Origin of the sequence: Streptomyces sp. NPDC044984, from assembly GCF_040646935.1 — a bacterium.
GTDB lineage: Bacteria > Actinomycetota > Actinomycetes > Streptomycetales > Streptomycetaceae > Streptomyces.
The window spans coordinates 26,440-46,925 of sequence record NZ_JBEZBE010000009.1 but is presented as its reverse complement, the minus strand read 5'-3'; the positions used below and the strand labels follow the sequence as shown (position 1 = coordinate 46,925).

Genomic DNA, 20,486 nt, shown 5'->3' with positions numbered 1-20,486 from the left:
GGTCAGGGCTGTTCGATCCGGCAGAGGCAGAACGGATGCCCCGCCGGATCGGCGTACACCCGGAAGTCCTTGCTTTCGTAGTCCTCCCGGTCCAGCACCCGGGCCCCCAGCGCCAGCACCTTCGCCTCGGCCGCGTCGATCTCCTCCCAGGTCCCGCCGGCGTCGAAGTCGAGGTGGAACTGCTGGGAGTCGTGGTCGGCGCGCGGCCACTGCGGCGGGGTGTACCCCGGCGCCCGCTGGAAGGCGAGCCGGGGTCCCGAGGGGATCTGCAGCACCACCCAGTCCGGGTCCTCCTCCACGGGTGTGCCGCCGCCGACGGCCGCGTAGAAGACGGCCAGTTCACGCGGGTCGGGGCAGTCGAGGACGACGGAACGGAAACGGGCCACGGGGGCCATGGAACCTCCAGGGATCAGTGGGTCAGCAGGCGCAGAGGCAGAACGGGTGCCCGGCCGGATCCGCGTAAACCCGGAAGGTCCGCGAGCGGTCGTCCGCGTCCAGCGGCCTCGCGCCCAGCGCCAGCACCTCCTTCTCGGCCGCGTCCAGGTCCTCGACCGTCAGGTCCAGGTGGAACTGCTGCGAACCGTCGGCCGACGGCCATCGCGGCGGTACGTACTCCGGGGACGCCTGGAAGGCGAGGACCGGGCCGCCGGGCACCTTCAGGTCCACCCACTCGCCCTCGTCCACCATCGTGCCGCCCACGATCCCGGCGTAGAAACCGGCCAGCGCGCGCGGGTCCGGACAGTCCAGGACGACGGAGCCCACCTTGGCAACGGACATGACTTCCTCCTCGTTGTTACCGGCAGAGCCGGTCAACCGGTAGCCGTTACTGCATGCTGCCGCATTGGGGGTAACGTCGCAAGGGAATAGCGGGAGGTACGGTCCAGGCATGAGTGAGAGAGCGGCCCCGCCCGGGAGGCTGGCCCTGGTCCAGGCCCTGGTCAACACGCTGGACATCGAGTCGGGCGCCGACGCGCTGGACACGGCGGACGGCCGCGCGCCCTTCGGGCTCACCGAGGACACCGCCGCCTCCGCCCGCGAACTGCGCGAGTCCCTGCGCGCCACCCTGCTCGCCCACGCCGGTCACCCGCCGCACCGCGCGGTCCCCCCGCTCGGCGAACTGCTGGCCCGGGCGCCCCTGGTGGTCACGGTCGACCCGGCGGACGGCTCCGCCGCACTCGCCCCCGTCGACGACGGCCCCCTGCTCTCCCGCGTGGCCGCCGCCGTCGCCGAAGCGGTCACGGCGGGCACCTGGAACCGGCTGAAGGCGTGCGAGGCCGCCGACTGCCACTGGGCGTACTACGACCGCAGCCCCGCCGGACGCGGCCGCTGGTGCTCCATGCAGGTGTGCGGGGCCCGCGCGAAGATGCGCCGGTACCGAGCGAAGGGTGCCTGAGCGCTCCGCCGGAGGTGCGGCGGTGTGTCGTCGGTCGTGTGCGGCGCCTTCGTGGCCGGTCGCGCCCACGCGGCGGCAGCCGCACGCCGGTACGGTCCCGCGCCCCTTCGGGGCGCTGTCGCATCGCGCCCGGGTCCGGTTTGGCAGAATGCGACGGGACGCCGGTTCGGCCGACTGAGCCTCGGCCGAACCGGCGTCACCCTTTCCGTCAGGCGGTGGGACGTCCCATCGCGCGGTAGCGCCAGCCGGCCCGCCGCCACGCCTCCGGGTCGAGCGCGTTGCGCCCGTCGAGGATCAGCCGCTGGGCCGCCACCTCGCCCAGCGCCGCGGTGTCCAGCTCGCGGAACTCCCGCCACTCCGTCAGGTGCAGCACGACGTCCGCGCCGCGCACCGCCTCCAGCGCCGAGTCGGCGTACCCCAGGGTCGGGAAGAGGCCCCGGGCGTTGTCCATGCCCTTCGGGTCGTACACCGTGACCTGGCCGCCCTGCAGGTGGATCTGCCCGGCCACGTTCAGCGCCGGCGAGTCCCGGACGTCGTCCGAGTCCGGCTTGAAGGTCGCGCCCAGCACCGCCACCCGCCTGCCGAGGAAGGAACCCCCGCCCAGCGCCTGCCGGGTCAGCTCCACCATCCGGCCGCGCTGGCGCATGTTGATCGAGTCGATCTCCCGCAGGAACGTCAGCGCCTGGTCCGCGCCCAGCTCACCGGCGCGCGCCATGAACGCCCGGATGTCCTTCGGCAGGCAGCCGCCGCCGAAACCGATCCCGGACCGCAGGAACTTCGCGCCGATCCGGTCGTCGTAGCCGATCGCCTCCGCCAGCTTGGCGACGTCGCCGTCCGCGGCCTCGCAGACCTCGGCCATCGCGTTGATGAACGAGATCTTGGTGGCCAGGAAGGAGTTCGCGGAGGTCTTCACCAGCTCCGCGGTCGCGAAGTCGGTCACCACGAACGGCGAGCCCTCCTCGACCGGCGTGGCGTACACCTCCCGCAGCAGCTTCTCCGCCCGCTCGCTGCGCACGCCCACCACGACCCGGTCCGGGTGCAGCGTGTCCTGCACGGCGAAGCCCTCGCGCAGGAACTCCGGGTTCCACGCCAGCTCCGCGTCCTCGCCGGCCGGGGCGTGCTCGGCCAGGTAGGCGGCCAGCCGGTCGGCCGAGCCGACGGGCACCGTCGACTTGCCCACGACCAGCGCGGGACCCTTCAGGTGCGGCGCGAGGGAGGCGATCGCGGAGTCGACGTACGACATGTCGCAGGCGTACTCGCCGTGCCGCTGCGGGGTGTTCACGCACACGAAGTGGACGTCGCCGAACTCACCGAGCTCGGCCCAGTCCATCGTGAACCGCAGCCGCCCGCTGGACCCCTCGATCCCGGCCACGTGCCTGCGCAGCAGCTCCTCGAGTCCCGGCTCGTACATCGGGACCTCACCGCGCCGGAGCTTGTCGATCTTCTCCGGTACGACGTCGAGGCCCAGCACCTCGAACCCCAGCTCCGCCATGGCCGCCGCGTGGGTCGCGCCGAGATAACCGGTGCCGATCACGGTGATCTTGAGGGCCATGAGTGCTCCAGGGGTCTACGGCATGCAGTGCGGGCCCGAGCATAACCGGGGGCCCGGGGACACCGGTGACGGCCTGTCGCCCAGCTCACCTATCCACGACCGCGGCCGACGCTCTAAAATTTGAGTTACTTAACGGTAGTTAGCGTGACCAGCATCGCAGCGTTTTGGAGCGTGAGAGACCTTGGCCGGATCGGCTGACTTCGACCTGTACCGCCCGTCCGAGGAGCACGACATGCTCCGCGACGCCGTCCGCTCGCTGGCCGAGGCGAAGATCGCGCCGTACGCCGCCGCGGTCGACGAGGAGGCCCGCTTCCCGCGGGAGGCCCTCGACGCCCTGACCGCGAACGACCTGCACGCCGTCCACGTGCCCGAGGAGTACGGCGGCGCCGGCGCGGACGCCCTCGCCACGGTCATCGTGATCGAGGAGGTGGCCCGCGTCTGCGCCTCCTCCTCGCTGATCCCGGCCGTCAACAAGCTGGGCTCCCTGCCGGTGATCCTCTCCGGCTCCGAGGCGCTGAAGAAGAAGTACCTGGCCCCGCTCGCCAAGGGCGACGCGATGTTCTCGTACTGCCTCTCCGAGCCCGACGCCGGCTCCGACGCGGCCGGCATGAAGACCAGGGCGGTCCGCGACGGCGACACCTGGGTCCTCAACGGCGTGAAGCGCTGGATCACCAACGCCGGCGAGTCCGAGTACTACACGGTGATGGCCGTCACGGACCCGGAGAAGCGCTCCAAGGGCATCTCCGCCTTCGTCGTGGAGAAGTCCGACGAGGGCGTGTCCTTCGGCGCCCCCGAGAAGAAGCTCGGCATCAAGGGCTCGCCGACCCGCGAGGTGTACCTGGACGACGTCCGCATCCCGGCCGACCGCATGATCGGCGAGGAGGGCACCGGCTTCGCCACCGCGATGAGGACCCTGGACCACACCCGCATCACCATCGCCGCCCAGGCCCTCGGCATCGCCCAGGGCGCCCTCGACTACGCCAAGGGCTACGTGAAGGAGCGCAAGCAGTTCGGCAAGCCGATCGCCGACTTCCAGGGCATCCAGTTCATGCTCGCCGACATGGCCATGAAGATCGAGGCCGCCCGCCAGCTCACCTACGCCGCCGCGGCCAAGTCCGAGCGCGGCGACAGCGACCTCACCTTCCAGGGCGCCGCCGCCAAGTGCTTCGCCTCCGACGTCGCCATGGAGGTCACCACCGACGCCGTCCAGCTCCTCGGCGGCTACGGCTACACCCGCGACTACCCGGTCGAGCGCATGATGCGCGACGCGAAGATCACCCAGATCTACGAGGGCACCAACCAGGTCCAGCGCATCGTCATGGCCCGCAACCTGCCGTAACGGCGGGCGGACCGGGCAGCGGAGGGCGTCCGGGGCCGGGCGCCCTCCGCTCCTTCCGGCCGGCGCGCGCCGTCACAGGAAGCGGCGGATCGGGGTGACCGCGGCCTCGGCGAGGCGTTCGGTCAGGGGGCGGCGCCTCCAGCGGGCCGGGTCGATGGGCTCGCTCAGCTTGCGGTCGGCGTCGAAGTCGGCGTCCAGCTCGGCCGTGAAGTCCTCGTCGAGGACGGCCAGCATGACCTCCTCGTCGTGCTCCAGGGAGCGGCGGTTGAAGTTGGTGGAGCCGATGAGGGAGCAGACGCCGTCCACGGTGATGACCTTCGTGTGCAGCATGGTCGGCTGGTACTCCCGCACCTCCACACCCGCGTCGACCAGGGTCTGGTAGTGCTGCCTGCCGGCCAGCCGGCAGGCCCGCTGGTCGGTGTGCGGCCCCGGCAGCAGGATCTCCACCCGCACGCCCCGGCGGGCGGTGGCGGCCAGGAGGTCGATGAAGTAGGTGTCGGGCGCGAAGTAGGCCGTGGACAGCCGGAAGCGCTCCCGCGCCGAGGTGATCATGACGCGCAGCAGCGTCTGCATGTCCTGCCAGCCGAAGCTGGCCGAGCCCCGTACCACCTGGACCGTGGCGTTCCCCGGCTGTTCCTGGGGGGTGAAGCGGTCGTGCTCGTCGTACAGCTCGTCGTGGCACTCGGCCCAGTTCTGAGCGAAGGCCGCGGCGATCCCGTCCACGGCGGGCCCCCGGACCCGTACGTGGGTGTCGCGCCACTCGCCGGGGCCTCGGGCGTCGCCGCACCACTCCTGGGCGATGCCGACGCCCCCGGTGAACGCGGTGTGCTCGTCGGTCACCAGGACCTTGCGGTGGCAGCGGTGGTTCTGCCGCATCGGTGACAGATGGAGGGGCTTGCGGAACCAGGCCACCTGGACGCCGGCGTCGTCCATGGCGTTCAGCAGCTCCGGCTCTATCTCCTTGGCGCCGAAACCGTCCAGCAGCAGCCGTACCCGGACCCCCGAGCGGGCCCGCTCGGCCAGGGCGTCGGCGAACTCCCGCGCGATGTCCCCGCGCCAGTACACGAACGTCATCATGTCGACGGTGTGCTCCGCGGCGCGGATGGCCTCCAGCATCGCGGGGAAGATCCGGTCGCCGTTGCGCAGCGGCACGAGCTCGTTGCCCTCGGTCGCGGCGATGCCGAGGAGCCGCTCCAGCCGTCTGCGCAGCCGCTGTCTCTCCGCCTGTGGTGTCATGCGCTCTCTCCCCTGAGCCGTTCGTTCCCGCCCCACCCCTTTTTTCCGCTGCCGGTGCTTCCAAGCAGGGACGTGACCCATCCCTCCTGTGGTGGTCATGGGGTCGGGGGCGTAGGACGGAGAGGGCGGGGGCCTGCTCCCGGCCCCCTCCGTCCCCCGGGAGGAACCATGACCCAGCAGCAGCCGACCACCACGGAACCGATGAGCAAGGAGATGCAGGACTGCGTCCAGGCGTGCATGGCCTGCCACGGTGTGTGCGAGGAGACCATGAGCTCCTGTCTGCAGATGGGCGGCCAGGCCCAGATGCGGATCATGCGGGCGCTCATGGACTGCTCGGAGATGACCCGCATGTGCGCGGACATGATGATGCGCCGCTCGCCGCTGGCGAACGAGATGTGCATGATGTGCGCGCAGGCCTGCGACATGTGTGCCGAGGCGTGCATGTCCATGCCGGACGACGAGAGGATGACGCGCTGCGCGGAGTCCTGTCGCCGCTGCTCCGAGATGTGCCGCGCCATGGCGGGCGCCACCATGTGACGCCGCCGGACACGCTCGTGGGCACCCCGCGGGGTGCCCACGAGCCGGTTCAGTTGCCCTTGACGGTGACCTTCTCGTCGTTGTTCAGCTGGGTCACCAGCTGCTTCACCTTCGCCTTGTCCCAGAGCAGGTTGCCGCCGGTGGAGCCCGCGATCGGCATGTTCATGGACGTGCCCTCGCCGCCGCTGACGCCCTTCATCGACCAGAACATGTCGGCGAGGTCGAACAGGCCCATCTCCTTGTCGACGATCAGGGAGTCCAGGCCGGCGCCCATGGTGGGGTAGAGCGTGAAGGGGTTGAGGACCGTGCCCGGCGTGGCCACCTGGTTGGCGAGGGCGGAGAGGAACTTCTGCTGGTTCTTCGTACGGTCCAGGTCGGAGCCGGCCAGCGCGTAGCGGGTGCGGACGAAGGCGAGGGCCTCCTCGCCGTTCAGGGTCTGCTTGCCCTTCTTGAGGTCGGCGCCGGACTTGGTGTCCTTGATGTCCTGCGGGATGTCCATCTCGACGCCGCCGACCGCGTCCACGATGTTCGCGAAGCCGGCGAAGCCGATCTCCACGTAGTGGTCGATGTGCAGGCCGGTGTTGAACTCGACCGTGCGGACCAGCAGCTCGGGCCCGTCCTCGGCGTAGGCGGCGTTGAGCTTCACCTGCCGGCCGGCCCCGGGGTAGGTCTTGCCCGAATCGGAGCCCACGAAGGACGGGATCTCGACGTTGGAGTCCCGGGGCAGCGAGATCAGGGTGGGGCCGTTGTCACCGGTGTGCAGGATCATCATCGAGTCCGTGCGCTTGCCGTCGGCGGACCCGGTGTGCAGCTTCTTCTTGTCCTCGTCGGTCATGCCCTCGCGGCTGTCGGAGCCGACGATCAGGTAGTTGGTGCCCTCGCCCTTCTCGGGCCGCTCGATCACCTTCGACAGGTCGACCTCGCGGTTGAGCTTGGAGTCGGCCCAGAAGTACGTGCCGACGGTCGTCACGACCAGCACCGTCGCCACGGTGATCGCCGTCCACTTGACGCGGCGGCGCCAGTCCGGCGCGGGGCGCTGCGGGCCATGGCCGCCACCGCCCGGCCCGCCGCCACCGGGCGTTCCGTAGACCTGGCCGGTGTTGTAGCCGCTGTCGTAGCCGCCGTGGCCTTGGCCGTCCACGTACGACGGCTGCTGCGGGACGCCGCCGTACGCGCCCTGCCCGGGAGGGGCCGCCGGGCCGCGGCGGACCTGCCGCATGACGCGGGCGCCCTCGGGCTGCGCGCTCGCGCTGCCGCGTCCATAGCGTCCGTCGCGGTTGTCGCCGGACCGTGCCTCGGGCCAATCAGTCATGGAAGACAGTGTGCAGGTCCGGGCTGTGCGCCATACAAGGGTCGTCGGAAAATCAGGGCACCGCTGTTGCGAAGCTGACACAAATTTCGCAGATGTGACCTCGGCATAAGGTAGAGGCCATGACAGATCAGGCCCCCGCCGCAGCCACGGAGAGTCCGGACATCCCGGGCAAGCCCACCTCGGCGTCCCGTACGACCCTCAGCCACATCATGACCCACAACGACACCAACCTCCTGGGCACGGTGCACGGCGGGGTGATCATGAAGCTGGTCGACGACGCCGCGGGCGCCGTCGCCGGACGGCACTCCGGAGGGCCTGCCGTCACCGCCTCCATGGACGAGATGGCCTTTCTGGAGCCGGTCCGCGTCGGTGATCTGGTCCATGTGAAGGCCCAGGTCAACTGGACCGGACGGACCTCGATGGAGGTCGGGGTGCGGGTGCTGGCCGAGCGCTGGAACGAGTCCGCGCCGCCCACCCAGGTCGGCTCGGCGTACCTCGTCTTCGCGGCCGTCGACGCCGACGGCAAGCCGCGCCGGGTGCCGCCGGTGATGCCGGAGACCGAGCGGGACCGGCGCCGCTACCAGGAGGCCCAGATCCGCCGCGCCCACCGCCTGGCCCGCCGCCGGGCGATCGTGGAACTGCGGGAGAAGCGGGCCGCCGAGGGGTTCGAGGACTAGTCCGAGGACGGGACGGAGCTCAGGAGCAGCCCACCTGGTCGCCCCGCACCACCCCGAACTCGCCCTGCCCCGGGTCCTGCGCCCGCACCGCGCGGACCTCCTCGAAGTCGGCGCCCGTGATCACCTTCAGCGTGGCGCCCTGGCCCTTCACCGCGCGCAGCTCGCTGCCGGGAAGGGCCGCCGCGAGGGACTTCGCGGAGCGGTCCCAGCGGGGGTCGTAGGCGACGACCGTCCGCCGCACGTCCTGGTCCGCCGCGTTGACCGGGGCACGGGTGGTGGCGAAGCCGGCCGCCGCCAGCGCGGCGTCCACCCGCCGGCCGAGGCCCGCGGTGCGGGTGCCGTTCTCGACCTGGACGCGGACCTGCCGGGGGTCCACCGGGACGCGGGGCCTCGGGTCGGGGGTGAGGTGCGCGGAGAGCGGCTCGTCCCGGCGCAGCGCGTCGAAGATGCGCCCGGACTTCTCGGCGTCCCACTTCAGCGTCGAGCCGACGCCCTCCACGGAGTGCTTCATGTCGGCGATCGGCACGGTGGTGAACTCGGAGGAGGAGGGCGAGAAGTTCCGCATCGCCCGGCCGAGGTCCAGGAGTTCGCCGGTGCCGAAGCCCTTGTCGGCGCGGACCGAGCCGAGCACCGCCCGGGTCACGTCCCGGAACCTCATCGGGTGCAGCAGGATGCCGGAGGAGGTGACCCGGTCCACCAGCGCCGCCATGAAGTGCTGCTGGCGCCTCATCCGGCTGAGGTCGGAGGTGCCGTCGACGTGCCGGGCGCGGACGTACTGCAGGGCCTGGCCGCCTTCGAGGGTGTGCCGGCCGGCGGGCAGGTCGAGGCCGGTGCGGCGGTCTTTCAGCGGCTCGCCGGTGCAGATCTCGACGCCGCCGACCACGTCCACGGTCTTCATGAAGCTGGTGAAGTCGACCTCCAGGTAGTGGTCGATCTTCACCCGGGTCATCTTCTCGACCGTGCGCACGGTCAGCCGGGGGCCGCCCTCCGCGTACGCCGCGTTCAGCTTGAGCGGGTGCCCCTCGTGCCGCTCGCCGCTCACGCGGTCGGTGTGCGGGGGCGTCACGGCGTACGAGTCGCGGGGCAGGCTGACCACGGTGGCACGGTCGCGGTCCGCCGAGATGTGCACGATCATGATCGTGTCGGTGCAGTGGCAGGGTGTCCCGCCGAGCCGGTACTTCTCCCGCTCCTTCGCGCCGATCCTCTCCCGGCCGTCGGTGCCGACCAGCAGGATGTTCATGCCGTGACCGGCCTCGGGCCGGTTCTTCATGTCGTGGAACGGGTCGACCCGGGCGATGTCCTCGTCGAGGCCGCTCATCACCGCGTGTCCGATCCCCGCCGCGGCGAGCACCACGACCGACAGCGTGGTGACGGTGCGCACGACCCAGCGCGGCTTCCCGCGCGGCGGCGCGGGGGGCCGCGACGGACGCTGCGGTGCGGTGCGGGGCCGGGGGGACCGCGGCGGCGTGGGCAAGGGGGGACACCTCCGGACGACGGCCGTGCGTGGGATCGTGAGCACGGTAGGCCGATACGATCTGCGGCCCGGCACATCGCCCCCGGCGCGCGCGGCGGTGTCCCCCGTTCGCGGTAACGTGAGCCTCCTATGAACGCCAATCCCGACGTGCGGCTCCCCGCCGTTTCCGTGATCATGCCCGTCCTCAACGAGGAGCGGCACCTGCGTGGCGCCGTCCGCGCGATCCTCGCCCAGGAGTACGCCGGCGAGATGGAGGTCGTGATCGCCCTCGGTCCGTCCACGGACCGCACGGACGAGATCGCCGCCGAGCTCGTGGCCGAGGACCCGCGGGTGCACACCGTGCCCAATCCGACCGGCCGCACCCCGGCCGCCCTCAACGCCGCGATCCAGGCCTCGCGCCACCCCATCGTGGTCCGCGTCGACGGGCACGGGATGCTCTCCCCGAACTACATCGCGACCGCCGTGCGGCTCCTGGAGGAGACCGGCGCGCAGAACGTCGGCGGCATCATGCACGCCGAGGGGGAGAACGACTGGGAGCACGCCGTCGCGGCCGCGATGACGTCGAAGATAGGAGTGGGCAACGCCGCCTTCCACACTGGTGGCGAGGCCGCTCCCGCCGAGACGGTGTACCTGGGCGTGTTCCGGCGCGAGGCGCTGGAGCAGCAGGGCGGGTACAACGTGGAGTTCATCCGCGCCCAGGACTGGGAACTGAACTTCCGCATCCGTGAGGCCGGCGGGCTGATCTGGTTCTCGCCGGAGCTGAAGGTGTCGTACCGGCCCCGGCCGAGCGTGCGGGCGCTGGCCAAGCAGTACAAGGACTACGGCCGCTGGCGGCACGTCGTGGCCCGCTACCACTCCGGTTCCATCAACCTGCGCTACCTCGCCCCGCCGACCGCGGTGTGCGCGATCGCGGCCGGGATCGTGGTGGGCGCCGTGCTGACGCCGTGGGGCTTCGTGGTGCCCGGCGGTTACCTCGCGGCGATCGCGCTGGGGTCCGTACCGGCCGGCAGGGGACTGCCGCTCAAGGCGCGGCTGCAGATCCCGGTGGCGCTGGCCACCATGCACATGTCGTGGGGCTGGGGCTTCCTGACCAGCCCGCGTGCGCTGGCGAAGAAGGTCATCGCCTCGCGGCGGCCCGCCGTCCACGCGGACGCGCCGACCGCCTGACGTCGTCGCATGCCGAGGGGGAACCGGTGAGGGCGGCGTGAGAAGGCGTGCGATCGGCCCGCTGCCGGCGCTCGTCGGGCCGATCGCACAGGGGCTCCCACCGCCGGAGTGGGGCGCCGGCGGAGTCCCGGGCGTGCGCCCACAGCCGGCAGGGGGCGGAACCATGGCGGCGCGGGTCCCTGGAAGCCTTTTCGTGGGCCGTCGATCAGGCGACGGCCCACGAATCGCGACGGGCGAGGCTCCCTGAACTGTCGGGCGAGTGCCGTCAGCCGCAGTGGACGCCGTAGTTGATGCGCGTGTAGTTGGACTCGGCGCGGCCGCCCCAGTCGATGCAGGCCCCCGGGGCGTAGAGGTAGAGGGGTCCCGCGTAGTAGTTGTAGACCCCGTCGTCCTGCGTACCGGTCGGCCACGAGGTGGACGTGCTGTGGCGCCGGAGATTGGCTCCCAGGATCTGGCGCGTTCCCGGCGCGTCGCCCACGGTCACGACGCAGTTGTATCCGGTGGAGCTGTTGTAGGTCAGGAACGTGTTGCCCTCGCCCACATCCATCGAGTCGATCACTTTGTAACCTGAACCACAGGCGCTGTTGTACGAGGCCGCCTCGGCGGTGCCGGTCGTGAGGGCCGTTCCGGTGACAGCGAGGCCGAGGACTGCCGCGGCGGACATGAGTCGTCTTGGAATGTGCATGACATTCTCCTGTGTCGGGCTTGTCGTGATGGCGAAGGCGACGGCCTGGAAGAGCCAGTTGTCGCCTGGGACGGCCGACAGGGAAGCCGCGGCCCCGCGACCGCACCGGTGCGAGTCCGATCACTGATGGGCCCTTGCGGGAACCCTGCCGGAGGAACTGGGCCTGGATCCGCCCAAGATCATTATATGGCGGAACCGAACCGGGAACACCCGTACAGGGAGAGGGCCGGATAGGCAGGGTCGATGGCCGACAAGTGCATCACCGGTGTGGAACTGCCTGCCCGTCCGGGACCCTCCCAGCCGGAGCCGCTCCTTCCTGCAGACCATGGTGTGCCCTGCAGACCATGGTCTGCGCGACAGCGGCCGGGATCCTGAGGGTGCGGTGCTCGCCCGTGGGGCTTCGTACCGAGGGCCCCCTCCGGCCAGGAAGGCGCTCGTCGCGTTCCTGCTCGTCGCAGGTTCACCAGGTGAAGCCCGGACTGACGTGCATGCACGCCTTGTCGTCGGCCCCGTTGAGCGCCTGTGCGGTCTTGGGGGTGGTGTTGTCCTTCTCGGGTGCCTCGTACCTCGTCCCCTCGCGCCAGTCGGCGCCCACCACGAGCGTGACGCCGGACACGTCGGTGGACCGCTTCACCGAGCTCGCCGGAATGCCGAGGGCGTCGGCGACGCGCCGGGCGTCGCCCTCCAGGTCGGCGCTCGGGTACTGCACCACCGTCCGCTTCTCGCTGAGGGCACCGGTGGTGTCGGCGGTCGCTCCGGTGAAGCCCTTCTCCTGCAGCGCACCGGCGACCGTGCTGGTCCGCCCCGGGGCGGCGGCGAGGGTGTCGGTGAGGGTGCCGTTGCGGACCTGTACGGCGATGTCGGCGTCGTCGGCGGCCGGGTCCGCCGGGGTCTTCGGCTCGGCCTTCACCGGCTTGGCGTCCTTGCCGTCGAGGGCGATGTCCTCACGCACCAGGCGGAACAACTGCTCGGCGTCCTCGGTCGGTTCCACGCGAGCGCCCACGTACCGGTTGGGCATCGTCGTCATGGTGATGCGCTCCGGCTCCACCTTGCGCAGTTCGGTGCTCAGGTCGTACAGCTTCTTCACCGTGTCGAGGCCGGGGTCGACGGTGAGTGCCTCGGTGGCCTTTTCGGCCAGCCTGCGCAGTTTGTTGGGGTTGCTCAGGGTGGCGTTCTCACGCAGCTGCCGCACCAGCGAGTTCATGTACATGTGCTGCGCCTTGGCGCGGGCCAGGTCGCTGCCGTCCTCGAAGCCGTAGCGCGTGCGCAGCCACTGCAGGGCCTGCTCGCCCTTCACCGGGTGGGTGCCCTTCTCCAGCTTCAGTCCGGAGCCATGGCCCTGGCTGTCGCGCGAGTGGATGTTGGCGTCGACGCACACCGGGACACCGCCGACCGCGTCCGCCATGGACACCACGCCCGCGAAGTCGACCATGACGAAGTGGTCGATGTGGATGCCGGTGAGCTCCTGCCAGGTGGCCACGGTGCAGCCGGGACCACCGTGCCCGAGGCTCTGGTTGGTCATCGTGCGCCCGTTGCTCGCCGGGTACACCGTCCCGTCGTCCGGGTCGGTGCACTTGGGGATCTCGACCAGGGTGTCGCGCGGCATGCTGACCACGGACATGTTGGACCGGTCGGCGGACAGGTGCACCAGCATCTGCACATCGGCGAGCGGGGTGGAGCCGAACGTCTCGCGGGCGCCGCCGAGCTGCTGGTTCTCCTCGGAGTCCCGCGCGTCGCTGCCGATGAGCAGGATGTTCAGCGGGGTCTGCCCGGCCGCGTTCGGCGTCGGCTCGGCGACCTTGCTGTCGCCCAGGTTCAGGGGGTCCTTCTTGATGTTGTGGTTCAGCTGCCGGTAGTAGAGGTAACCCGCCCCGGCCGTACCGACTATGAGCAGGGCGAGGACCGCCGCGGACCACTTGAGCAGCCGGCGTGCGCGGCGCGGGCGGGGGCCGTCCGCGCCCTTGCCCTTGCCTTCGTCCTCGCCCTCGGTCGGACTGTCGTCCGGGTCCACCTCACGCTCGCCGTCACCGAGCGTCTCCGGTGCGGCGTCCTGCGTCACTGCCGCCGTTCTCCCCACTCCTGGCAACCCCTCGCCTCGTGAAGCAGGCCCGTCCTGCGTCCTGTTAGACGCACGACGGGCCCGTCAGTTGCCCCGGTATTCCAACCGACTTCAACAAGTTACGCGGGGTCGGCGGCGGCCTTGCCCTTCTCGTCCTCGCCGCTCGTCTTGTTCCTGTCGCCCTTGCCGTCGAAGGGCACGTCGTCGCGGAGCATGGTCCACACCCGCTCGGCGTCGGCGCCGGCCGCGAGCAGGTGGTTGCGGTTCTGCGGGGCCTCGACCGTGGGCGGCGTCGTCATGGTGATGCGGTCCGGCGGCACCGTCTTCAGCCGCGTCCCCAGGCCGTACGGCTTCTTCACCGAGCCGATCTCCTCGGAGACCGTCAGTGAGCTGGTCGCCGCCTCCGCCAGGTCCATCAGCCTGCCCGTGTCGGTGAAGACGTTCTGGTTGACGCGGACCTCGACGCCGCCGACGGCGTCCGCCATCGGCACGACGCCCGCGAAGCCGATCGTCGTCCAGTGGTCGATGCAGACGCCGGTGAGGTTCTCCCAGGTGGTCAGGGTGCAGCCGGAACCGCCGCGGGCCGGTGAGGTGTTGACGAGGTCGTCAGTGGCCGGGCAGGTGTCCCCGGTCTTCGGGCCGGTGCACTCGGGGACGTCGACCCGGGTGTCGCGCGGGATGCTCACCACGGCCGCGCTCTCGCGGTCGGCGGCGAGATGGACCAGCATCTGCACATCGCCCAGCGGCGGATCGCCGCAGGTGTCCCGGCTGCCGCCGAGCGCGACGTTCCTGTCGGAGGCGCGGCTGTCGGAGCCGATCAGCAGGATCTTCAGTGGCGTCTGCCCGGCAGCGTTCGGCTCGGCCTTGTGCGCCTTGTGCGCCTTGGAGCCACCGCTGCCGCGCCCACCCTTCTCGATGTTGTCGTCCAGATGCTCGTAGTACGGATAACCGGCGTCGGCCGGCTCGAGTACCAGTACGGCCGGGGTCGTCGCCGACCAGCGCAGCGCGTGCCGGCCCCGCCCGGCGGACGGCCGTCGTCCGCCTTTCGACGGGCCGTCACCGCCCTCCGGGGCCCGAGGGCCGTCGTCCGGTAGGCCGGGCCCGGGTTCCTCCTGCACACCGCTCCGCGTCACTGCCTCCCCCGCGCCGCACCACGGAACGGGCCTGCCCCGCGCCCTGGAGGACGCGGAACAGGCCCGTCAGGTCACTTGGCGCACTCGACCTTGTCCGCCGTGGACTTCCGAGCGTCATCGGGCACGTCCGCGGCGGCCGCGTCGAGTTTGACGCCGGCACCCTTGAAGTCCTTGCCGAGGGTCAGCGTCATCGCGGGCACGCCCTGGGAGTTGGCGAGGCTCTCGCCGGGCTTCATCGCCGAACCGGACAGCCCCATGATGTCGGCCAGGCGGCGTGCCTGGTCGGCCTGGTCGGGGGCGTACTCCAGCGTCGTCTTGCTCAGTTCCTCGGGTGCGTTGCCCGCGTTCTCCGACTTGTCGACGCCCTGTTCGACCTGGAGCCAGCCGAGGACCTCCTGGGCGCTGCCGTCTTCGGCGCCGCCGTTGAGGATCCGCACGCGGACCTCGGAGGCCGGTGCCTTCTCGCCCTTCAGCCGGGCGGCGACGGCGGCCTTCTCCTGCTTCTTCTTCTTCTTGACCTCGGTGAAGGAGACGTCGTTCTTGACCATGTCGAAGACCTGCTGGGCGGACTCCTCCTTCAGCACGACGGTCACCGGCGTCTTCTCGGCCGGGTTGTCCTTGACCGGCACGGTGGCGAAGGTCAGGTTCTTGACGTTGAGCTTGCCCAGTTCCAGACCGAGGTCCTTGAGCTTGGTGATGCTGTCCAGCTGGGAGTCGACGGTGAGCGCCTCGGTGCCCGCCTCGGCCAGTTTGATCATCTTCGACGGGCTGGTGAGGGTGTCGTTCGACTTCAGCTTCCGCATCAGCGAGCTCAGGAACTGCTGCTGCAGCTCGATCCGGCTCAGGTCACCGCCCAGGCCGACCGAGTGCCGGGTGCGCACGAACGCCAGCGCCTCCTCGCCCTCGACGGTGTGCGTGCCCGCCGGCAGCTTCAGGTGGGAGTCCGGGTCGTCGATGTCCTTCGCCAGACACACCTCGACGCCGCCGACCGCCGAGGTCAGCGTCTTCACCGCGTTGAAGTCGGCCACCATGAAGTTGTCCGGCTTGATCCCGGTCAGCTCGGTCACCGTGCGCATGGTGCAGCTGGGGGTGCGGCCGCTCTGGCCGAGGCTGGTGTTGAAGCGGACGCCGACGGAGCCCGGGATGATCTCCTGGCTGCCGTCCTCCTGCTCGGTCGGGCAGTCGGGGATGTCGACTATCAGGTCACGCGGGATGCTGAGGGCGGTCGCGTTCGTACGGTCCTTCGAGACGTGCAGCAGGAGCGTGGTGTCGGCGTGACCGGCGCTGCCCTTGTCGCCGTAGCTGCCGTTGCCCTCGCCGGTGCGTTTGTCGGTGCCGATCAGCAGGATGTTGATCGCCTTGTCCTTGCTGAAGCCACCGGTGCTGGCGCCGTCGTCGGAGACGGACTGGATGTTGTCGTTCAGATGCTCCAGATAGAGGTAACCGGCCGTACCGGCGGCGAGCACCACGAACGCCATCGTGCCGCCGGTCCACAACAGGACCTTCTTCGCCTTCGACTTCTTCTTCACCGGCCGGCGCCCGCGCCGCCCCGGGGACGGTTCCTCGGGCGCACCCCGGCGTCCGCGCTGCGGCGGTACTTCCCGGCCGGGTGCCTCCGGCTCCGGCGTCCCGCGGCGGGACCGCTCGGGCGCACGGCCCGGTGACGCCGACCGGCCACGCGCGGTGCCCGTGCCCGGGAGGCGTGGTCCGCGCGGTCCGGGGACCGGCGACTGCGGTGCGGAAGGGCTCAGTCGCAGTTCGTATTCGCCGGTGCTCGGGTTGAGCACCCACTGGTCTGCGGGATCTACGTTCCCCGCCCGCCCACGCTCTTGCGAGTCCACGGTCGCTTGAATCCTCCGTCGGGCCACGCGGCGCCTTTTCCCCCCCGAGGCGCTCGGGTCTCGGTCACACAGTGCGGGACCTCAGGACAGGCCTGAAAGAACGGACGCACCGGAGCGCTCACACTAACGGTCCTGATCGAGTCGAAGCGACGCCGGTGACGAATTCCACGTCTTCACAAGCGGGCAATCCGCCCATTTCCCTGAACAAAGGCGTGCGGCTCCGGGGAGGGCTTTACTCACAGGTGTCCTCGGCGGCCGTGTTTCCCGAGAACGTCGGTGCGGGAGAGGTGACGCCGGACGGCTTTTCATGGTCCCTTTTCGTGGCCTTCGTGTCACTGCCCGTATCGATCCGCACAGGGGCGTCCCTGCGCAACCGCTCGAACAGTTTCTCCGCCGCGGGCTGTGCGAGTTGGTCCCGGTCGGCGTTCCCGGCGTACGGCTCCCGCGGAACGGTCAGGAATCGCACGCCTTCCGTGGGGATCTCCCGCAACCCGCGTGCGAGGTCGTACAGACTCCGCAGACTGGCCAGCCCCGGGTCGGTCGTGAGTGACGAGGTGGCCGCGTCCAGAACGGGATACAGCTTCACCGGATTCAGCAGGACGTCATTGCCGCTCACCTTGTTGACGAGTGCGCCGAGGAAGCGCTGCTGCCGTTCCATACGGCTGGTGTCGCTGCCGTCCCCGAGGGTCTTGCGGGCGCGGACGTAACCGAGCGCCTGCTCCCCGTTCAGGGTCACCCGGCCCGCCGGCAGCTTCAGCTCGGCGTCCTCGTCGTCGACGGGCTCGCGCAGGCACACCTCGACGCCGTCCACCGCGTCGACCATGTCCTTGAAACCGGCGAAGTCGACGACGACGTGGTGGTCGACCCGGATGTCCGTGAGTTTCTCCACCGTTCGGATGGTGCAGGCCGAACCGCCGAGCGCGAAGGCGGAGTTGAACATCGTGAACATCGGCTCGGAACGTGATCCGTCGGGGCGGCGGCAGCCGGGCACGTCCACCATCAGGTCCCGGGGGACGGACACCGCGGTGGCGCTGCGCCGGCCCGCCGACAGGTGCAGCAGGATCACGGTGTCCGAACGCTCGGTCCCCGCGTCCCGCCCGTAGCGGCGGTTCTCGTCCCCGGAGCGCGAGTCCGAGCCGATCAGCAGGATGTTCCGGGCGCCTTCGGCGAGCGCGGCGGGCCGCTCCTCCTCGTACCGCGCGAGTTCGGCGGCCGCCGCCTCGTCCGGGGTGATGTTCCCCTCCAGCTTCCTGTACACCGCCCACCCGGCGCCCGCGGCCGCGAGCAGCACGAGGACGACCGCGAGCCCGGTACCGCACGCCCAGCGCCGCCGCCGGCGTCGGGCCCGCCCCCGGCCGCTCGCCGAGGACCCCGTTCCCGGGCCGAGGGCACGCCCGCCCCCCGGTTGCGCGGAGGACGCGCCTGCGGAGTCACTCATGACCGGGTCCACCCCTCACTGCGTACGGCGTCTGGTGGTGCCGCTGCGTACGACGATGACGCGGGAGGGAGGTGCGGGGCGGGTGGTGGTGCGCCGGACGGGGGAGGGGGGCGGACGGGTGGGGGTGCGGGGGGCCGGTTCCGGTGGCGTGGAGTATGGGTTCCGGTGGAGTGGAGCGCCGGTTCCGGTGGGGTGGTGGACGGTGTCCTTCCGGGGGTCTTTCGCGGCGCGGTGGGCGGCGGTGCCGTCACCGGGCGATGGCCGTCACCCGTTCGCTCTCCACCCGCTTGTCCAGGGCGTCGTCCCCCAGGCGGTCCAGGTTCCGGCACAGCACCACGGAGCCGCCGGTCGCCAGCGGCCCGTACAGGCCCGTGTTCAGGCCCTCCCACGTGTCGTACGGCCGCCCCGACAGGATCCGCGAGCCGGGCCCGGTCAGGCCGAGCTCCGGAGCCTCGGCCCGGGCCCGCTCGACCACCTCCGCCCCGGTGAACTCCCGGCCCGCCACGATCAGCGCCGGAGCCTCGGGGTCGACGGGCGCGTACGGCACGAAGCGGTCGCCCTGCCCCGGCACCTCTACGGCGTAGTCGGCGAAGCCCTCCGGCGGCTGCGGGAAGCGCCCGCCGAGCGGCCTGAGCGCCAGCGCGATCCTGGCCCCCGAGCAGGCCCGCGCGGTCTCCAGTGACTCCGGCTCCGGACCGCTCACGGCCACGTCCGCCGCCGCCGGGTCCCCGGCCACGTCCGCGACCGCGCCCACCGACGCGCACGCCAGCAGCCAGACCGCCGTCTGCCAGTGCGCGGGCAGCAGCAGGGCCACCCGGTCGCCGGGTTCCACGGACAGCTCGTCCTGGAGGAGGTTGGCGGTCTTGGCCACCCAATTGGCGAAGGTGGCCACGGACAATTCGACGCGTTCGCCCGTGGCGTCGTCGTAGAAGGTCACCAGGGGGCGTCCCGGGTCCGCGGCGAGCGCGGAACCCAGCAGGTCGGCAGGGGTGCGGTCGGTGGCGTTCACCCGCGCAAGCGTACGCGGACCCGTCCGCGCGCACCGCCTGCCGGGGGCACCGGTTCGGGGGAACCGGCCCCGACGGGTCGTCAAATCCCCGATGGACAGATTTGTCTGATTATGTCAAAGATCAGGGGCATGCGTGGAATTCTTGCTTCCTCAATCGGTGTCACCTGCGCCGCCGCCCTCGCCCTCCCGCTCGCTCCGCCCGCCACCGCGGCGGACGCGAGACCGGCGTCGACGGCAGGAGCGGCCACGCGCGCAGCGGGGGCGGCCCGACCCGACGTGCCCGGCAGCACCCAGTCGTTGTCCCTGGGACCCCTCACCCGTGACCGCGCCTCCGGCGCCGCCGTCCTCGGCCTCGCCCCGCGGGCCGTACGGCCCTTCTCCCTCCTCGGCGTCGTCTGGGACGACCCCGCCGCCGAACTCCACGGCCGCGTCCGGGTCCGCACCCGGGCGGCGGGCACCGGCGCCTGGTCCGGCTGGCGGGACGTCGAGACGCACTACGCCGACCACGTGGCCGACCCGGGCAGTGCGGAGGGCGCCGCGGACGGGGTCCGCGGCGCCACGGCGCCGCTGTGGGTGGGGGAGTCGGACGGGGTGGAGATCCGGGTTCAGCCGGAGCCCGGGGAGGGGGAGGACGAGGGGGCCGGGGCGGACGGGTTCGGGGGCGGGGAGTCCGGGGCCGGTGAGTTCGGGGTCGGTGAGCCCGGGGTCGGCGACGACTCGGTGTTGCCCTCCGGGCTGCGGCTCGAGCTCGTCGACCCGGGTGACGAGGCCCCGGAGGGGCCGCGCATCGGCGTCATGAGCGCCGAGGCGACCGCCGCCTCCGCGGCCAACTCCGCACTCGCACCGCTCGGCGCACTGGAGATCCCCGCGCTGGACGGCGAGCGGACCCGGCAGGAGTACCTCACCCTGTACGGGGCCGAACTGACCGCGCAGCAGCGGGCCGAGCCGTACATCGGACCGCGCCCCGCCATCGTCACCCGACGCGGCTGGGGGGCCGACGAGAGCCTGCGGAAGAAGCGGTTCGTGTACACCGGCAAGGTCAAGGCGGCCTTCGTGCACCACACCGCCTCCGGCAACAACTACGAGTGCGCGCAGGCCCCTTCGCTCGTCCGCGGGTTCTACCGCTATCACGTGCGGAGCCTGGGCTGGCGGGACGTTGGCTACAACTTCCTCGTCGACAGGTGCGGCAGGATCTACGAGGGCCGGGCCGGGGGAGTGGCGAAGCCGGTCAAGGGGGCCCACACCATGGGCTTCAACACCGACACCATGGGCATCGCGGTGATCGGTTCCTACGGCTCCAGGAAGCCGTCCTCCTCCGCCGTGAAGGCCGTCGCCCGGCTCACCGCGTGGAAACTCGGACTGCACGGGATGAATCCACGCGCCAAGACATATCTGAAGTCCGCCGGTGGCAATCTCTACCGAAAAGGCAAGAAGGTACGACTGAACGTGATCTCCGGTCACCGGGACGGGTTCAACACCTCGTGCCCAGGGGGGAAGCTGTACAAGAAGCTCGGCACCGCGCGTGCCACGGCAGCTCGTTACCAGGGCCGCTGAGGCGGGCCGGGCGCTCCTTCCTGCCGGAGGCGGTCTGCATACACTGGCCGGCCGAAAGACAGATCGGCCGGTCCCGGCAG

At 71.1% G+C, this 20,486-nt stretch carries 17 protein-coding genes and 1 pseudogene; 6 read left to right on the top strand and 12 right to left on the bottom strand.

All coding sequences use genetic code 11. The features are described from left to right. Nucleotides 1-2: 2 nt before the first annotated feature. Nucleotides 3-395, bottom strand: a complete 393-nt coding sequence (locus AB0A94_RS12260; protein ID WP_361742756.1) for a VOC family protein — start codon at nt 393-395, stop codon at nt 3-5. Nucleotides 396-417: 22 nt separating this feature from the next. Beyond that, nucleotides 418-777, bottom strand: coding sequence for a VOC family protein (locus AB0A94_RS12255; RefSeq protein WP_217129853.1), 360 nt, complete (start codon nt 775-777; stop codon nt 418-420). 109 nt (nt 778-886) lie between these two features. Here AB0A94_RS12255 and AB0A94_RS12250 point away from each other — a divergent pair, with 109 nt between their 5' ends. Next, complete coding sequence (locus tag AB0A94_RS12250) at nt 887-1,393, top strand: CGNR zinc finger domain-containing protein (RefSeq protein ID WP_361742753.1); 507 nt, start codon at nt 887-889, stop codon at nt 1,391-1,393. Nucleotides 1,394-1,601: 208 nt separating this feature from the next. Here the strand turns inward: AB0A94_RS12250 and AB0A94_RS12245 are convergent, their stop codons facing one another. Continuing rightward, nucleotides 1,602-2,945, bottom strand: a complete 1,344-nt coding sequence (locus AB0A94_RS12245) for a UDP-glucose/GDP-mannose dehydrogenase family protein (RefSeq protein WP_361742750.1) — start codon at nt 2,943-2,945, stop codon at nt 1,602-1,604. A gap of 181 nt (nt 2,946-3,126) precedes the next feature. Between AB0A94_RS12245 and AB0A94_RS12240 the strand changes: the two genes are divergently transcribed. Further along, nucleotides 3,127-4,284, top strand: coding sequence for an acyl-CoA dehydrogenase (locus tag AB0A94_RS12240; RefSeq protein ID WP_361742747.1), 1,158 nt, complete (start codon nt 3,127-3,129; stop codon nt 4,282-4,284). Nucleotides 4,285-4,356: 72 nt separating this feature from the next. Here the strand turns inward: AB0A94_RS12240 and AB0A94_RS12235 are convergent, their stop codons facing one another. After that, nucleotides 4,357-5,520, bottom strand: a complete 1,164-nt coding sequence (locus tag AB0A94_RS12235) for a phospholipase D-like domain-containing protein (RefSeq protein ID WP_361742744.1) — start codon at nt 5,518-5,520, stop codon at nt 4,357-4,359. 168 nt (nt 5,521-5,688) lie between these two features. On the opposite strand from AB0A94_RS12235, the gene AB0A94_RS12230 reads away from it, so the two are divergent. Continuing rightward, nucleotides 5,689-6,057, top strand: coding sequence for a four-helix bundle copper-binding protein (locus AB0A94_RS12230; protein ID WP_217129857.1), 369 nt, complete (start codon nt 5,689-5,691; stop codon nt 6,055-6,057). A gap of 49 nt (nt 6,058-6,106) precedes the next feature. Here AB0A94_RS12230 and AB0A94_RS12225 read toward each other — a convergent pair whose 3' ends face one another. After that, nucleotides 6,107-7,369: an LCP family protein gene (locus tag AB0A94_RS12225; RefSeq protein ID WP_361742740.1), complete on the bottom strand. Its 1,263-nt coding sequence runs from the start codon at nt 7,367-7,369 to the stop codon at nt 6,107-6,109. Nucleotides 7,370-7,488: 119 nt separating this feature from the next. On the opposite strand from AB0A94_RS12225, the gene AB0A94_RS12220 reads away from it, so the two are divergent. Further along, nucleotides 7,489-8,046: an acyl-CoA thioesterase gene (locus AB0A94_RS12220; protein WP_361742737.1), complete on the top strand. Its 558-nt coding sequence runs from the start codon at nt 7,489-7,491 to the stop codon at nt 8,044-8,046. Between the two features lie 19 nt (nt 8,047-8,065). Here AB0A94_RS12220 and AB0A94_RS12215 read toward each other — a convergent pair whose 3' ends face one another. Continuing rightward, a complete protein-coding gene (locus AB0A94_RS12215) occupies nt 8,066-9,427 on the bottom strand; it encodes an LCP family protein (RefSeq protein ID WP_361742734.1) in 1,362 nt (453 codons plus the stop codon). Between the two features lie 222 nt (nt 9,428-9,649). Here AB0A94_RS12215 and AB0A94_RS12210 point away from each other — a divergent pair, with 222 nt between their 5' ends. After that, nucleotides 9,650-10,687: a glycosyltransferase family 2 protein gene (locus AB0A94_RS12210; RefSeq protein WP_361742731.1), complete on the top strand. Its 1,038-nt coding sequence runs from the start codon at nt 9,650-9,652 to the stop codon at nt 10,685-10,687. Between the two features lie 265 nt (nt 10,688-10,952). Here AB0A94_RS12210 and AB0A94_RS12205 read toward each other — a convergent pair whose 3' ends face one another. The 6 genes and pseudogenes from AB0A94_RS12205 to AB0A94_RS12180 form a co-directional block, all read right to left on the bottom strand. Continuing rightward, nucleotides 10,953-11,372, bottom strand: coding sequence for a spore-associated protein A (locus tag AB0A94_RS12205; RefSeq protein WP_361742728.1), 420 nt, complete (start codon nt 11,370-11,372; stop codon nt 10,953-10,955). A 460-nt stretch (nt 11,373-11,832) separates the two neighbouring features. Continuing rightward, the gene (locus AB0A94_RS12200; protein ID WP_361743223.1) at nt 11,833-13,383 is read right to left on the bottom strand and encodes an LCP family protein; all 1,551 of its coding nucleotides are present in this window, start codon (nt 13,381-13,383) and stop codon (nt 11,833-11,835) included. A gap of 227 nt (nt 13,384-13,610) precedes the next feature. After that, nucleotides 13,611-14,549 (bottom strand): annotated as a pseudogene (locus tag AB0A94_RS12195) (LCP family protein); the annotation flags it as partial. Between the two features lie 86 nt (nt 14,550-14,635). Beyond that, nucleotides 14,636-16,405: an LCP family protein gene (locus tag AB0A94_RS12190; protein ID WP_361742725.1), complete on the bottom strand. Its 1,770-nt coding sequence runs from the start codon at nt 16,403-16,405 to the stop codon at nt 14,636-14,638. 232 nt (nt 16,406-16,637) lie between these two features. Continuing rightward, nucleotides 16,638-17,843, bottom strand: a complete 1,206-nt coding sequence (locus tag AB0A94_RS12185) for an LCP family protein (protein WP_361742722.1) — start codon at nt 17,841-17,843, stop codon at nt 16,638-16,640. 247 nt (nt 17,844-18,090) lie between these two features. Beyond that, nucleotides 18,091-18,852 (bottom strand): TIGR03089 family protein, encoded by a 762-nt coding sequence (locus tag AB0A94_RS12180; RefSeq protein WP_361742719.1) that lies wholly within the window; start codon nt 18,850-18,852, stop codon nt 18,091-18,093. Nucleotides 18,853-18,981: 129 nt separating this feature from the next. On the opposite strand from AB0A94_RS12180, the gene AB0A94_RS12175 reads away from it, so the two are divergent. Further along, nucleotides 18,982-20,406, top strand: coding sequence for a peptidoglycan recognition protein (locus AB0A94_RS12175; RefSeq protein WP_361742716.1), 1,425 nt, complete (start codon nt 18,982-18,984; stop codon nt 20,404-20,406). The last annotated feature ends 80 nt before the right edge of the window (nt 20,407-20,486 follow it).